This window comes from Marinobacter sp. Hex_13 (genome assembly GCF_001566815.1).
Classification (GTDB): domain Bacteria; phylum Pseudomonadota; class Gammaproteobacteria; order Pseudomonadales; family Oleiphilaceae; genus Marinobacter; species Marinobacter salarius.
Genome location: NZ_LSMM01000091.1, coordinates 1 through 15,185 on the forward strand (window position 1 = coordinate 1; position 15,185 = coordinate 15,185).

14 protein-coding genes and 1 tRNA gene are annotated in these 15,185 nt (G+C 57.5%); 4 read left to right on the forward strand and 11 right to left on the reverse strand.

Annotated features, from left to right (window positions below):
• Positions 1-506 (reverse strand): 2-thiouracil desulfurase family protein (locus tag AXW11_RS20400; RefSeq protein WP_286792662.1); only part of this gene is annotated, 506 nt, incomplete at its 3' end.
• Between the two features lie 171 nt (positions 507-677).
• On the opposite strand from AXW11_RS20400, the gene AXW11_RS20405 reads away from it, so the two are divergent.
• On the forward strand, positions 678-1,070 hold the full coding sequence (locus AXW11_RS20405; protein ID WP_062817028.1) for a DUF2493 domain-containing protein: 393 nt from the start codon (positions 678-680) through the stop codon (positions 1,068-1,070).
• A 216-nt stretch (positions 1,071-1,286) separates the two neighbouring features.
• Here AXW11_RS20405 and AXW11_RS20410 read toward each other — a convergent pair.
• Positions 1,287-1,392 (reverse strand) — tRNA-Lys (locus tag AXW11_RS20410).
• A 151-nt stretch (positions 1,393-1,543) separates the two neighbouring features.
• Between AXW11_RS20410 and umuD the strand changes: the two genes are divergently transcribed.
• The 3 genes from umuD to AXW11_RS20425 all read left to right on the forward strand — a co-directional run bounded on the left by umuD (position 1,544) and on the right by AXW11_RS20425 (position 3,414).
• Positions 1,544-2,047 (forward strand): translesion error-prone DNA polymerase V autoproteolytic subunit, encoded by a 504-nt coding sequence (gene umuD, locus AXW11_RS20415; protein WP_103916514.1) that lies wholly within the window; start codon positions 1,544-1,546, stop codon positions 2,045-2,047.
• Positions 1,992-2,543 (forward strand): SOS response-associated peptidase, encoded by a 552-nt coding sequence (locus AXW11_RS20420; RefSeq protein ID WP_160052667.1) that lies wholly within the window; start codon positions 1,992-1,994, stop codon positions 2,541-2,543. Before umuD ends, AXW11_RS20420 begins: the two co-directional genes overlap by 56 nt.
• A 622-nt stretch (positions 2,544-3,165) precedes the next feature.
• A complete protein-coding gene (locus tag AXW11_RS20425; RefSeq protein WP_103916722.1) occupies positions 3,166-3,414 on the forward strand; it encodes a hypothetical protein in 249 nt (82 codons plus the stop codon).
• Between the two features lie 37 nt (positions 3,415-3,451).
• On the opposite strand, the gene AXW11_RS20430 is transcribed toward AXW11_RS20425, so the two are convergent.
• The 9 genes from AXW11_RS20430 to AXW11_RS20470 all read right to left on the reverse strand — a co-directional run bounded on the left by AXW11_RS20430 (position 3,452) and on the right by AXW11_RS20470 (position 15,148).
• The gene (locus AXW11_RS20430) at positions 3,452-3,685 is read right to left on the reverse strand and encodes a hypothetical protein (protein ID WP_103916516.1); all 234 of its coding nucleotides are present in this window, start codon (positions 3,683-3,685) and stop codon (positions 3,452-3,454) included.
• Positions 3,682-5,574, reverse strand: coding sequence for a hypothetical protein (locus tag AXW11_RS20435; protein ID WP_103916517.1), 1,893 nt, complete (start codon positions 5,572-5,574; stop codon positions 3,682-3,684). The genes AXW11_RS20430 and AXW11_RS20435 overlap by 4 nt, the downstream gene beginning before the upstream one ends.
• Before the next feature lie 2 nt (positions 5,575-5,576).
• On the reverse strand, positions 5,577-6,326 hold the full coding sequence (locus tag AXW11_RS20440; RefSeq protein WP_103916518.1) for a hypothetical protein: 750 nt from the start codon (positions 6,324-6,326) through the stop codon (positions 5,577-5,579).
• Positions 6,327-6,328: 2 nt separating this feature from the next.
• Positions 6,329-7,411, reverse strand: a complete 1,083-nt coding sequence (locus tag AXW11_RS20445) for a hypothetical protein (RefSeq protein WP_103916519.1) — start codon at positions 7,409-7,411, stop codon at positions 6,329-6,331.
• The gene (locus tag AXW11_RS20450; protein ID WP_146063341.1) at positions 7,411-8,952 is read right to left on the reverse strand and encodes a hypothetical protein; all 1,542 of its coding nucleotides are present in this window, start codon (positions 8,950-8,952) and stop codon (positions 7,411-7,413) included. Before AXW11_RS20450 ends, AXW11_RS20445 begins: the two co-directional genes overlap by 1 nt.
• Positions 8,953-8,962: 10 nt before the next feature.
• Positions 8,963-10,840, reverse strand: coding sequence for a hypothetical protein (locus AXW11_RS20455; RefSeq protein ID WP_286792664.1), 1,878 nt, complete (start codon positions 10,838-10,840; stop codon positions 8,963-8,965).
• Between the two features lie 87 nt (positions 10,841-10,927).
• Complete coding sequence (locus tag AXW11_RS20460; protein ID WP_103916522.1) at positions 10,928-11,311, reverse strand: hypothetical protein; 384 nt, start codon at positions 11,309-11,311, stop codon at positions 10,928-10,930.
• Positions 11,308-14,328 (reverse strand): tape measure protein, encoded by a 3,021-nt coding sequence (locus AXW11_RS20465; RefSeq protein WP_103916523.1) that lies wholly within the window; start codon positions 14,326-14,328, stop codon positions 11,308-11,310. The genes AXW11_RS20460 and AXW11_RS20465 overlap by 4 nt, the downstream gene beginning before the upstream one ends.
• A gap of 67 nt (positions 14,329-14,395) precedes the next feature.
• Complete coding sequence (locus AXW11_RS20470) at positions 14,396-15,148, reverse strand: phage tail tube protein (protein ID WP_103916524.1); 753 nt, start codon at positions 15,146-15,148, stop codon at positions 14,396-14,398.
• Between the last annotated feature and the right edge of the window lie 37 nt (positions 15,149-15,185).

Consider the following 15,185-nt stretch of genomic DNA (forward strand, 5'->3'; position numbering starts at 1 on the left):
TCGTAGAGAAACACCCGTTCGATGAAGTTTTCCCGCAGGGTGTCGTCATTGAGTCTGCCCTCTTCTTCCAGGGGCATGAGGGGATAGTGGCGTTGCAGGGCCGCAGCAAACAGTCCGCTGGCCTCACGGTGCTGGACATGGCCGTCATCGTTATAGACGCGGATACGCTCCATACCGCAACTGGGGGATTTGGCCATCAGGATATAGCCCCGCAGCGGTGCCAGAGAGGGCATGGCCCGGTCGATGAAATCCTGCATCAGCTCGGTATGGTCACGCAGGCCGTCGGTCGTGATTAACCGCAGCATCCCGTCTTGCTCGGTGAGGTGCATGGCCTTGCGAGGCGCGCTGAGCCCTGACCCCATTTCCGGGCAGAGGGAACGAAACTCGAAATAACGGGACAAAACGCCGGTGCAGTAGCGGGAATGTTTGTGCCCCTTGTCGTGGCGCACTTCCAGACCCAGCAAACAGGCGCTGATACCAACCGGGATTTTTGCAGAGCGGATCATGTGCCACCTCATACCTGTACAAAGAATTATATTTGTACAAGTTTAGGCCGGAGTACAGTCAACACGCCGTGAAGCCTGTGATGATCCTGCCTCGCGGCATCACAACCGGTGGGTGCAATCACGGGCCAGGCTATCTATACTGCCCGAAAAACTGACCAAATGGACAGTATTATGCGTATCCTTGTGTGTGGCGGTCGGGATTTTTCCGACCAGGCATTACTCACCCGCAGCCTGGCACGGCTGCTGCGTGACAACACCTTCAGTCTGCTGATTCACGGCAATGCCAGTGGCGCAGACCGGCTGGCCAGCCAGTGGGCCCATGACAGCGGTGTGGACCAGGTCAGTTACCCGGCCAACTGGGTGGCCCACGGCCGGGCGGCGGGCCCCATGCGTAACCGGCGCATGCTCCATCACGGACGGCCCCAGGCCGTGGTGGCCTTTCCCGGCGGACGAGGCACCGCCAACATGATTCAGCTGGCCGAGGATGCGGGCCTGCCAGTCTGGCAGCCGGCGCTGGATGGCGAAGATGGCCTGCCCACAGCCCAGGGCCTGGTCGCCCGCTGACAGCCCCCGCTCTTGTCTTTCAGCACACAGGACGCCGTGACAACGCCGGTCCCGGTGTTCCCGGTGGAGGCCACTGGGCAAAGCGGGTTGGAGAGCGGGTTGGAGAGAAACAGCAGCCGGGGAGCGCCGGTTTCAAGGGGATGAGCGAAAGGTGGCGCAGACTGTCTGTGACTGCAGAAACGAAAAAGGGCCCGCCGTAGGCGAGCCCTTTAAATATGGTGGGTCGTGCTGGATTCGAACCAGCGACCAATTGGTTAAAAGCCAAGCAGTTAAAGCGATGCAACCTTTTGTATTTTATGGATTTGCCCCTATAAAATTTCCCCACTTTGCGCGATGCAGTCGGTTTTTTAAGTAACTGTTTCCCTTGAGTTTATTTAACTCGAAACCGCTTTATTGGGGAAAAAATTTCAACCTGTTCCAGGGGCAAGCATCTCCGCCTTATACTGTCCATCCATACAGTATAAAGGTGCATCATGACCACCCTCCTTATCGGCCCTTTCCGGCCCACCAGAACCACCTTGCTGCCCTGCTTCACAGAACGCGTATCCGCCGGTTTCCCCTCCCCTGCCAGGGGGTACATGGAAGACCCGCTGGACCTGAACGACCTGTGCGTTCGCCGCCCAGCGGCCACCTTTCTGATGCAGGCCACCGGCAACGCCATGACAGGGGCCGGGATATTTGATGGGGATGTGCTGGTGGTGGACAGAAGCTTGAAGGCCCGCCACGGGAGCCTGGTGATTGCGGAGCTGGCAGGTGAGCACATTGTTCGCCGGCTTCAGCTGAAACCGCGCCAAGGGCTGCTACCTGAGAATGAGGAATACCAACCGATCTGGCTGGATGACGAAGTGCCGGCACACGTCTATGGTGTGGTGACATGGACCGTCAGGAACCACCGGGGAGGCAAACGCGATGTGCGGGAGGATGGACATCGACGAGGCGCCGATAAAGGAATTTGTGCGGGATACCCTCAATATTGAGCTGGACCTGCACACCAATCACGATTTACGGCCGACCCAGACCGTGGCCACCATCGGGAACGACCGGCAGCAGGTCAATCCCACTTGGGGTATCCAGCCCGCCTGGGCAAAGAAACTACTGATCAACGCCCAGAGTGAAACTGTCGCTGAGAAGAAGACTTTCCGGAACGCCTTTGCCGAATCACGCTGCATGGTGCCCTGCTCTGGCTGGTACGAATGGCGTGATGAAGGCGGGCCCAGAAAGCAGAAGTATCACTTCGCAGCAGCTGACGGGAATCCGCTGCTGATGGGTGGGATTCTGTTTCCCGGAGAAGAAGGCCCGAAGCTGATCACGCTGACGATCGACCCCAACAAGGAATGCGCCGAATACCACCACCGCATGCCCCAGTTCGTGCCGCACCAGCACCTGGAGCAATGGCTTACCGGATCCGTGGAAGAAGCCTTGCAGCTGGTGACGCCGCTGCCTGACGGCAGCGTTCAGATTCAGCGGGCATGATATTCAGCAATAGCTTACAGCCGCCCAACCTGAAATCTGAGAATCTGACCCTGCCCGCCGCCGGCCACTGTTCTCTCCATTTTTTGGGCCAGCGACTATTGTGTCAGCGATCCAGCGGCGGGTTTTTCCTACCGGTACGTACCTATAGGTACAGCACAAAAAAAAACACCCCTCCGCTTTGACTTCATCGAACGTTTGACTACATGCTTATTTACAGAAGGGGGCAGGCATGCCCCTGGAAGGGAAACGGGCCAGCGTTGCAGCGCCAGCCCGTTTGTAACTAAACCAGCTGTAGCTTGGCGATCAAACTAAGGGCTTAGTAAGGTTACTATTTGATGTTGCACTATTGCGCAATAATGCGTCAACAACATCAGGCCCTTTCGCTCGCCATCCTGCAGCCAACAAAGAGGGCTGAGAGATGCTTGTACATCCCCCAGAACCTTTCTGGTGGATCGTGGTGCGATCGCTTGAGCTATTGCTCGTGCTGTTGCGCATGACCCGCAGGAAGTAGCTACAGGCCGGCAGCAATGCCGGCCTTTTCTATGGAATACAGCGGGCGGCCTTGAAATTGAACGAGGCCGCCCCTACCTTCTCTATTCAATTAATAGCACAAGAGGTCCACATGGGACGTGACAAAGCAAAGGACGACAGATTATTCAATTGCAGCGAACCTCATGAGGCAGACTACGTTGCCGGCCTCTACCCAGGCCACGAAGAAGAAGTGCGTGAGCTTCTACAAAAATTATGCCTGGCAGGGGAGATAAAGAACTCTACCCACTTGGAGGTATACCGGCTGATTAAGGAAAAACTTAAACTCTCGATACCTCTAATAAAACTCAGAACCCTAGATAAGCCCAAACCCAAAAAGTAAATACCCAGGCAGTTAGATAGAGCCGCACCGGCTCTATCTACACCTCAACCACCGACGTTGTCAGCGCAGGCACTTCATAAGAAAGCCGCCCATCCTCAATCATCGCTTTCTTGGTAGCCGCCACGCCCTCCCCCTTTACCGTGATATTGGTGCCATCCCGGGTTTGCACGGTGCTGGTACCGTCCCCATTGTTGCTCTGCACAGTCACCACGTAGCGGCCCTCACCCTGCAGCAACCGCCGGAATTTCAGCCATGGATTGCGTGTACTCATGCATTTCGCTCCAGTGTCACTGATTGATAGACAGCCGCTCCACCGGCCCGCTGGGCTGAAATCTGGTTGGCCAGAACCAACCCCATATAATCCAGCTGGCTGTCATCATGGATAACCTTCACCAACATGCCTGGCACCAGAATGCCAGGTGCGGCACCGTTTTCAGGGATGATGACGCTCAGGGTTTCCACCACCTTGTTGCCCGACCCAGCCAGCTCAGCTTTACCGCGGCTGATGGCAGACTGCGAATCAGTGATCAGATCGTCGTAAATATCCGGCATGGGGTCGGTGCCCCCGCTACCATCGCGCTGCACATCGACGGCTTCGCCCTGGCTGATGCCACTCACATAGCAGGCATTGAACGCCGGCGCCGGCTCATACTGGGCAGACCGGCTGCGCACCATGCCGATATAGATCGCCGCATCAGGCGTGGCCGTGCCCCAATCCCAGGGCAGCACTTTGTAGCGCGGCTGGATCGTCCACGAGTCCGCAGCCATCCCTGGCACCATAATCCCGCCTGCGGCCGTCACGATCTGAGCAATCACCTGAGCCGGGCTCTTGTCCCGGTAACTGAGCGCCCCAGCAGGAATTGGCCAGTCTGGCAGATCCAGATTGCCCCCAGTGGGCCAGGTCAGAGTGAAGCCGGTGTTATCGAGCTCAGCATTGGCAGCCTGTGCGGCCGTGGTTGCAATCGAGTTGCTGTAACTACGGGTAGGCGCAAAGGGTGCTGCCATGTACTGGGTCCGGCTCACACCGGAAATCGTGAACTTCTCAGTCGGGAATTTCTCATCGCTGGTGTAGCGCTCGATAGAGAACACCCAGGCATGGCCATTGATTGTCACGCTGATGTCTTTCATGCCGCCGGCCCCCGGCGCCACCAACGCCAGTGACCCCTGGCCATACAAAGTGCCGGAGAACTTCCAGCTCAGGGAATCAATATCCAGGCCGACTGATACTCCCTGCACCTGCAAAGGGGTGCCAGTGGCCACATCAGTGATCTGCAGCGTATTCATAATCAGATAAACCGTTTTGATTTCCGGGGGATCAGCCGGATCAGGCGGCGGATCCACCGGATTCGGCTCCACCGGGTAGGGGAGGTTGTAGTCGTGCCAGATGCTTTGGCCGGCGCCCCAAGGGAACCGGTGCCGGCTGTCGCGCTCGGATGCCTGGCGGGCGGTGATCCGCTTGCTGACGTCGTGCGGCACGATCGGGCGCGCCGCCGCCACGAAACCGAACCGGAACTCGAGCGCGAGCGGATCCAGTACGTCGATCGGGCCGGAATGAGTGGCCAGGGTGACCGTCGTTGCCGTGTCAGTCTGTCGCAGGGCCGCGATCGCGGCCGAGTCGTCATATACCGTTCCGGTCAGGTTCACCGAGTACCAGGGCATACCCTTGGTAGCATCGCGCGCCGGCGTCTTCATGATCCAGGAGCTGATATAACCGGGGCGGTCGATGGCGAAGGCCCGACCCCAGCTGACCGCGTGATTGCGATCGCGCGGCACTGTCTGTGCCCACCGGGCCACACGCTCGGCCTGATTGCAGACTCCAGTCGCCCAGGTGCTGACGTGGACGCTGTCCTGGTGCTCACTGGACTGGAACCGCCCGCCGACCTGCAGATCCTTCTGGATCGCCCGAATCCAGCCCAGGCCCCGCCTATCGTCTGCAGCCGTTGCAGGCGTGATCGTCAGGTTGCACAACAGGGCCAAGGATCCGGCGCGCTGCAGGGGTGCGCAGTATTCCACCGTGAGAGATGGCCTCTCCCAGGGAAACGCCGGGACCGTGTCGTCGGCCAAATCCAGCACCAAGGCTAGCGGATCATAAGGGATCGCGTAGGGCGCGGTATCAAGGTTTAGATCGACGCTGTCCCACTGCTCGACGACATAAGGCACCGTTACGGCTCCACTTCTTCACCCTGCAGGGGACCACTGGCCACCGGCCGGTAGTAGGGGCGAGGACTGAACGTTACGCCGCCGCTCTGCACGCTGGTGCCAGTGCTCCACGCAGGTTCCTCGGCACCAGTCGTGCCGGCAACGGTCACCTCGTAGACGTAACCGTTAGGGATTGACGGGTGAACGATCGCGCCGGCATTCAGGGCAGTGCTTGCCTGAAAGTCATTGCCGTAGTGATCGAGCGCCAGCGCGATTACCGGGCCGTCCCATCCGGTGTAGGTGATATCAAACGCGCCATTGGCGGCGCTTTGCCCGACCGCGACTACCTTGCGGTCGGACGGGTCATCTTTAATAACGACGACGTCACGGGCCACCGGAGTGCCATCGATCTGGACGGTGCCCGCGATATGTGCCTGACCTTCGCCACCACCACCATCCCCACCGGTCTCGTCGACAGCTGTGATCGTGATCTCTACGTCATTGTTTAGATCAATGGCGAGAGCAATATAAGCTTTGCTTTGATCAGTCTTGGTGCCGACCAGCGAAACAATGCTGCCAAGAATCTCACGCGGTAGGCGCAAAGTCTCCTGGGCGGATCTAAATATCCTGACGCCCGCAATCGGCTGCCCTTCGGCCACGGGCTGCATAGCAAGAACGGGATCAGGATCTGTGTCATTGATATTGAGATCCAGATCCACCCAGCCGAGTGAAGATTCGTATGCGACGACAAAAAAAGGGTTTTCAATGGCCATTGTCACCACCAATCCGGGTGATCTGTGACACCGCATTCATAAAGATCATTCTGGCTAAAGCTCCAGGGAATCCATGTATAGCCACCGATTGTTGCCGGCTCCAAACTCCAGCTTGCGCCCCTCCATTCGTTATAGTTGATCCAGAAGTAACCTTGCGAACCAGACTCCCCTAGCTGGCAAATCCCAGGCAAGGAACAAAAATGATAATCGGCATACAGCGAGCTGAGACTCGATGGTTTAGGCACATCAGAGCCCTTGTAGGAGCATAAGGCAGGCAGCAAGGCGCGAACGGAACTCAGCGGATTTCGCTTGTAACGATCAAAATCTAGACCGTAGGGTTCAAAATCGGAATTGTTAGCGGCAGAAGGCAAGGTACCCATAGGTGTTCTCAGCCCCCAGAAATTAGAAAGCGACTGCTGAGATCCGCCGGTAGCGTTTACAGCGGTGGGCACACTCCCCCCCCCGAATCCAAGAAAGAAGTTTCCAGGATCATCGCGCAACAGGTCTGGACTTTTTACGGCCCCTACAAAAAGCTGCGGGTAGTAACTGCCTTTCGCATTGTTAAGGCTATCACTAGCATCAACGCTTGAGTGGCCCTCAGGATAATGGGACAAGAACCAGAACGCCTTATCGTCAGCCACAACGGTCCAAGCAATGTTTGATGCCTGGCTGGATTGAAAGGTGTTCACATATAGACACGCAACAGCATCAGAGCTATTGCCTGGCGCCGGAATCCGCTCGTGCTGCCAGCCATTGACGCCCTCACTGACGACGCCGGGCCAACTGTCGTCATAAATGGAGCCCACACCGGGCGTTGTGATCGAGTCCCAAATAAACAGACCGACGCTTACAGATGCCCATGTCACAACCTCAAATACGCCGTTGCCATTAGATAGCCCGATCCGGCGCTTCTGGACTGTCGTGTCCTCGTAGTCCACAGACCAGCCTGCCGCCGGCTTACTACCATAACCGTCGACAAGGCAGGCCTTGAGGATATCCATAAAAGCGCTTGCCGCCGCGCCATTCGTGGACGACGCCGGGTAGGAGGGCGCCCCTGCATCGGTGCTGCGGTAAACAGTAGCCATCAGTTGTGATCCCCTCGCAATTCGATTTTGAGCTGGTCGTCGTCGACGGTGGCCTGACCCGGGAGTACGGTCCGGATCATCCAGAGCGGCGCGGCAGCGGCGTCAGTGTCGAAACGCACGGTATTACCCACGGACCAGCCGGAACCCCAGCCGTCTGCTAGGATCGTGAAGTAAGGCGTCCCGGTCTGGGGGTTTGTGGGCGAGAAGTCGGCAGCCGTGGATCCAGTGGCCACCAGGCCGCGCTGCTCGCCGTACAGCTCAAAAGCTGTCGTGCTGGTGAACTTGATCTTCCAGCGCTCCGGGACGCTGCCCCGGTTGTCGATCGCTACCGGGTAGGCGATCAGGTTGTACTGCGCGGTCGTTTCCTGCCCTTCTCCATCGTAATCGCCCGGGTCGACGGTGTAGCTGGCCCAGCCGCGCACGCGAGCCTGAAGGTCGCCCAGGTACACAGCAGAGGCGACCCAGGTGTCACTGGCTGGGAAGTCGTGATACAGCGGCTGGGCAAGCTGCAGGGTGCCGTCGATGCGCGCCTCAGTGCACAGAGCCATGTCGTCGATTCGGTGGACAAAGTGCAGGTCACCCGTCAGCGGGTTGCTTTCACCATCCTGAGCGGTGAATGGGTTGGCCAGAGTCACAGTGCCCGCATCCTTATCCAGCGCATACATGGCCGGATCCAGGCGAACCCCCTCGTCGTCCTCAATCCAGGCGTCGTGTAGCTTGTCACGGCCAGCATTGACGACCAGGTCAGCCGCCGGCGAGTCAATCAGATCCGCCTGGGTGTGTGTCAGGACCAGAATATCGGCATCGCGCATGATTGGGACACGCCCGTCCGCCGGCAGCCGCACTGGGTCAAGTCCCAGAATTTCAGGATCGAGGGGGATTTGCTTAAAACTGATCGCGTTATAGAACAGGCTCTCGGCGGTCACCGGCTCTGGGAAAGTAATTTCAGCAATACCGTCCTGCAGGGTGACCTCACCAGTGATGCCATCGCCAGTAATCACACCCTGGTTATCAGCTTCGCCGTTATATTGCTCTCCGGTCTCGAAGTCATCGGCCCGCACGGTAAAGCCATTGGGGCGAAGCGGTGACGCTATGGTCCGGAAGGTAGACCCCTTGAAGACACTCCAGTCATCACCGATAAGGATGCTGATCGGCGTTACTGTGGCGTTTGGCGGTCGACCATCGTAAGTGGTGATGACACACAGCGAGGTCGTGTAATTGATCGTGCCAAGAGCGATACCAGTTCCGGTAGTCGTGTTGAAGTTGCGCAACAGCCTCCCCTCGGCATCATCAAACCAAAGCTCACCACCGATATCGAGCACCACACTACCCGGCACAATCGGCGAGCTCTCAGAGAGGTAGAACCGCCAATCGTTTTCCTCACCCGTAAACTGGTCCTGGCTGACCTGCTGGGCACCAGAGGCCAGCTGATAGTTGACATCAACATCATGGCTGCGAATTACCTCAGTCTCCACCGTGGTGTTATAGGAAGACGAGGTATTACCTAACGACGCCCCAGTCACCATCCGAACAGTTGCCATGCTCCGCCCCTTATGCGTTTACCTGTCTGAGGAAAGTGTTACCGGCAATCACAATTTCACCGGTGGAATAATTCACAGTGCCAACGAACACTAAATCGCGGCGGCTCACCAATGAGCCATTACCGTTGTCTGTGATCCAGTGGGACTGATCCACGAAATTAGAGCTCAGGGTCTGGCCGGCCCCATCTTTCACAGTCCGCTTCACCGATTTAATGATCGTAAAGTCCACCGACCCCGGTTCAATATCGGACTCTGTTTGCATGACGATATCGGCCTTGTTGTTGTTATCCGGAACCGTTGTGGTAGCAGTGAGAGATTGATCGCTGATATGCGTGTAATCCGCCGTCACCAGATCATCCGGGACAACCTCAGTGGTTATCTCTATTTGCCCGATCCAGTAGTTAATACGCCCGGTAGCATCGCCCGTGATAGTGCCATCACCCGCCACATCGGTGGCCGTCATGGGAGTGCCACCTACATCCCAAGAAAGAGTGACTGACCCGGGCACTACCTGCCCATTGGCCAGCTGCATCACCAACGGAGTGACTCCGTCGTAAGCTTCAGGATCATGCACATACAGGCTGCTTTCAGTCCAACGGTAAAAAATGACAGAACCAGCGTCGGGTTGCGCCTGAAGAGTGGCCACGATACTGCCGGTGTCATAGTTCACTTGGCCCGACCCATCCCCGCGCAGGTTGCCAGTGCCATCATCCTGCAGTTCATACCACTTACCCAGGTACTGATAGCTCAGGTTGAACGACATGGGCGCCGGCGGCGGATCCAGGCTCAACACATAATTGAAGTTGCGGTTTGATTCCTCGATATCAATTCGCCCGGTATTGGGGATTTGTTGACGCAAAGTACCGGGCCGGTAGGTCAGGTTCACCACTGAAGAGGAAGAGCTAAACAACCAGTTAATCAGGCCCGTCCGGTAGTCAATCTGAGTTCCTTCTAGCGCACCTTGAATCCCGCCGCTATTGAGGAAGACACCACCTTTATCGGTATAAGTCTCTCCACTTACTGTGATATTAAGCGAACCAGGCACCATCGCCGTGGGCATGGTGGAACTGGTCCCACCCTCCACAGTTACCTGCATTGAGATATTGCCAGGCCCAGAAGGGACAACCTGACTGACAAAACCGCCGGGCCGCTGATCAATAAATGGCGTCTCATTGCTAGCCGTTGGAATGATCGGTGCGAAAGTCTCAGATACCACGATGGATGACGCCCCGCCTGCAGCAGGCTCAGCAAGGTTAGTCGAACCAAAATACTTTGCAGAAGTGGCAGGTTGCGTACTGTAAATAAGTGAAGGGCCAGCAGGTTTCGGATTCGGGTCTCCCGCAGGGAAGTCTCGCTTCAGCTCCGCAGAAAGCTCCAGAATGTACTGGTCGGCCTTGAAAGTCCGAATATCACCGCTGCTCACCTGGTAGGTGAACGTCTCTTCGGTACGCTCCACGTTGAGAATTTTGATGAACTGCTGGGAAGCAAGATCCTGCCCTTCCTGAAGCAACAATGTCTCTCCGATCTCTGGGGCAGTCACGTTGTTCACACTCGGGGCATAGCAGATGATCGTGCGCTGCCCTTGGAGCTGGGTGCCACGGAGTGCAAGAGCGGTAACAGGCCCAGGAATAACGAACGACTCAATACGCTGCCGAGCCTGCCCTCGCTCATCGTAAAAGTCTTGGGTCGTGAAAAGCAGCCCCGAGACGTTCGGATCCAGGGGCTGCGCGCTCAGGATTGAATGTGCATCCAGGTACAAATCCGCCGTGGCAGTATCCACCTTGAGAAATGCCTTTCTCAGGCTCACATTGCCGTAAGTGCGGTTAACACGGGAGATATCCTCAAACAGGTTGTTGATATCGCCGTCGATCACCTCAAGGCCGGTCATCTGCCCGCCACCGTCCTCGTTGTCGCTCAGCCGCTCTGGCTGCATCAGCTTGATATCATCACTGGTAATCGGCACGAATTCGCTCCTTTATTGCGGGGGCTCAACGGTGTGTAATCTCAACGTGGCGACATACCAGGCGCCAGGCTCAAGACTGATATGGGTGCTCCCTTTAATTGGGGTAGCATCAACAGCGACTCCCCGCGTACGGTCGAATGCCACGTAAAACTCCCGACCATCGTCAAGGGTGAGCGCCATTGCCGCGTTACCGGCCCCTTCCTTAGTTATCAATGCATCCAGAGTGCCCCTGGGCAGCCAGCCACTCAGGGTCACCGGGCGGCCATAAAGCTTCACACCAGACTGAATGATCAGCCCGCCCGTAAGCCCGCGCTCTTTTTCCTCGGCCATCTGGTTGAAACTGAACTCATCATCCCAGAGCAGGTTGTCGGTCAGGTCGATTTCATCCAGCGTCACTGCGTTGCCCTCATGCCGGTTTCATTCAGAAAATCCAGCAGCTTATTCACGTCTTCAGGGTCCCCGCTAAGGTTGGCGTTGCTGCCGTTGGGTAGTGTGAATTCCACTTTTTGGGTTGGCCCGCCAGACGGAGCGCCAGAGGATGGGTTTCCAGCTTGTTGTTGCGCATTCTGGAAGCGCTCTTGCCGGGCCGCCGCTCGCTGCTGGCTTTCTTCCTGCCGTAGTTCCTGCATTCTCTGCTGGTAGATCTGCTCATTGATCTGCATCGCCTCGGCATATTCCCGTGCCGCCCGGCTGGCGCCCTGTTCCTGCGCCGCTTCCATTTGCCGCTGAAGCTGCTTTTGCCGCTCCTCAAACTTACGACGCTCAATATCCTGAGCGGTGCCGGTCATCTGAATAAGTTCCGTGCGCAGGCTTTCCGTGGTGCTCTCCGCGCTGTCAGCCAGGCCATCCAATTGCTGCTTGGCACTGGCGATGGCACTTTTGAGGGTTTCGAGCTTCTCCTCGCCCAACAGTTTGGCGCCCTGCTTGGCTCGGCTAGCCGCATTGAGGAAGCTGTTCAGGTTGCCGCTTTGCGCAGCCATGGCCCGGTCGTAATTTTCCTGCGCTGCTGTCACCTGCTCCTGTACCGCTGCCTTAGCCTGGTAAACAGCCTTCAGCCAGGAACCAATACTCAGCACAGCAAACTGGGTTTGCTCTTTATAAAGGCGATCAAAAAGCTGCCCGGCACCTTCACCGGTCTGGTAAAACGTATCTCGAATGCCATAGAACATCCGCAGCAAAGCGGCCCCGGCACTGCCAGCTTTATCGGCTCCCTGTTGGGCCTTTTCTCCCGCCTGCTGCGCGGCCTGGCCTTGCTGTTGATATGCCTGACTGGTGTTCTTAGCCGCTTTAGCCTTCTGCTGCTCGCCTCGGGTGGCGGACTCTGTGGTTTTTTGGTGCGCATCGATCGCGGCCTGGGTGCGCTTCAGGGTTTCATTAGTAGCAGCCGCCACTTCGCGCATAGCTTTTGCGTATTCACCCTGAGTCAGAATGTTGTCTTGCATGGCCTGATCCAGTTCCCTGATCAGCGCAGCACCACCGGCTTCTGAATCAATCGATGACAGAGCTGCCCGAAAGGCCTCCATCATTACCTTGGCAGACTGCTCACTTTCCAGCCCAGCTTTTGCAATCTGCTTATTGATGGACTGGAACTTGGTTATGGCCTCCTTTTCCAGTTCGGTGATGCCGCCGGTGATCTTGCCCAGGTCGAGGTCGAGTTCTTTCAGGGCCTCACCCAGCTTACTGCGCGCTGCTCGCGCCGCACGATCAGACGCCGAGACTTGCTTGTCAGAGGCCTTAACCGCTGCCGCCACAATCGCGTCGTAATCCTTTTCAGCAGCTTCTGCAGTACCTTTGCTTGCTGACTTTTGCGCATCTGCTGATTTTTCGGCCTCGTCAGCGAGCCCACCGAACAGGTCAGACCCGGCATTCTTTATGTCCTGTAGGTCCTTCTTTACCCCGTCGGCGAAGTCCTGGCCTGTGCGCTGTGCCTTGTCAGCAAAGGCCCGCAGGTCCGCAGCCAGCTCATCACTGCCTAACGCACCCAGCAAGGTGGATAGCCCGCCCGCAACCGCGGCGGCGGAATGGGTGATAGATGTGGCCGCCACCTGCCACAAACCGGTAACGATGTTCACCCCGATACGGGTAACCGCTACCACCTTCTCAGTTACCGTGATTACCGATTCCAGAGCGGTAGAGACATTCTTGGCAAAGGTATTGATAGACCCGTCAGCAGCTGCCTCCCGCAGGGTAGTCAGCAGATCTTTCATGCGTGTTTTCAGGGAATCCAAGGCCCCTGATTTAGCGGCCAGGGCGAAGAAGTCAGTGAGCTCCTTCCGCAACGAGGTCATCAGGCCGGCAAACCCGCTGATACGATCAGCGCCAGCCCCTTCTGACATCCGACCCAGTTCATCGATCAACTGGGTAAGCACTTCGGTACCCAGCTCGCCATCACTAGCCATCTGGCGAATTTCACCGCCAGCCCGGCCAGTGATGTTGCCCAGGGCCTCCATGATCGGGATGCCTGAGTCGGTAATGCTGTTCAGCTCTTCCAGCTGAAGCCGCCCGCTCTGCCATGCCTGGCCAAGCTGGGTAATCACCGTGTCCAGTGTCTGAGCACCGCTGCCGTATTTGGCATTGGCATCGATCAGGCTTTGCAGTGATCCATTCAACGGATCAATGCCAGCAACCTTTAAGCGCCTCGCAGCCTCTGCAGTAGCACCCAGGCTCTGGCTATTTCGCTCCGCAATGCGGTCCACTTCCGCAAGGACTTCACGCCCCTGTTCCACGGAACCATAAAGCGCACCGAACTGACGCTCCAATTCCTCCAGATCACTGCCAGCAGTGATCAGCTTTGTGAGGCCCGCTCGCAAGGTCTGGAATACACCTACCCCAGCCACCAGGCCCAGCAACTTGCCCTTCAGTCCGCTCATGGCTGAGCCAAAGCGGTTACCTTCCCCGCTCGCACGGTCCAGCGCCGCAGCATGCTGCTTGGCTTCTTCCGTGGCTTGGCTCAGTTCCTGCTGAGTTTGTTTCAGCTCTTTCTGGATCCGGTCTTCCGCCTGGCCCAGCTCATTGGTATCAATGCCGGCTTTGTCCAGGGTGCGGGTGTACTTGGCCAGCTCCCGCTGGCTGCGGTTATATTCCGTGGTGGCAATGCTCTGCGCTGTACGCGCCTGCCTTACCTCAAGTGCATACTCCGCTTGGGTCTGGCCTGCCTTCCGCCCTTCCTTGCGCAGGCGCTCATAAGCAGTAACGTGCTTTTCCAGTTCCTTGGTGGCCGCTTCAGCAGCCTCCTCAGAGGCTTTCAGCCCCCGCACAGCGTCCTGCTGCTTACCCAGATCCTGCAGCTCTTTTTCAAGCTCCTCCGCCCTCTCGGTTACCTCACGTAGCGAATCAGCCGCCGGATCGGCGTCTTTGCTGATCGCGTTCTTTGCGCGCAGTACCAAGCTGATTACGGCATCTTTCAGCGCCACGGGAGGTCTCCAGAAACAAAAAGCCCCGGAGGATGCGGGGCGTCAGAGGGAAGGGTTACTGCTGAGCTCAGTCAGGCATGATCACTTCAAAGGGGCTGGCTTTGCCGGCCGGGGTGCGCAGGTTGCCACTCAGCTGACCATTCACGAACTCATCGCTCATCAGGTCCATGGCTTCACTGGCATTCAGGATCGCTTCATGCACGATCACCCGAGCTTTCTTGCCGGTCGCCAGGTTCTTGCCTTCCAGGATGATGTGCCGCGGCTTCTGGATTTCCGTGGCGCCCAGCACCTTGGTGCCGGATTCGGCGTTGTAGTCATAATCTACTTCTACCGCGATGGCGGCAGCCGCATCCAAGGCTTTGATCATGCCGGCGTCAGCATCGACTTCGTAATCATCGCCTTCAACCAGGTCGGTGGGCCCGGTTGGGTCAGTGACAACAACAGAGGCACCATCAATGTTGGAATGCGCCAGCTTGACCCACTGGCCCTCTACCAACGTAATTGCTTCATCAGTCACGCTACCGGCAGTGACCGAGTGAGACGCGCTGGTGCCACCCAGAGCTTCAGCCAACAACACCGCCGGCAGGGAGTCGAAGGAAATGGACATCTGGGCCGGATCGCCCGGAATGTTCACTACGTCCAGCGCCTGGCCATAGGAGGCAGGCTGTTTGGAAACGCGGTTGCGGACCTCGGTGCTGGGCGGGGTCAGCTCAAAGCTGGGGACGTTGATAGGGCCGTTGAAAGCGCCGATAACGCCCTGCTCTACCGGGGCAATGAATACCTTGCCGGCGAAGATGAGGCCGGTGTCCTGGTAAGACATGATTATCTCCTTTGGCGCAGGGCGCCGATGATTCAGG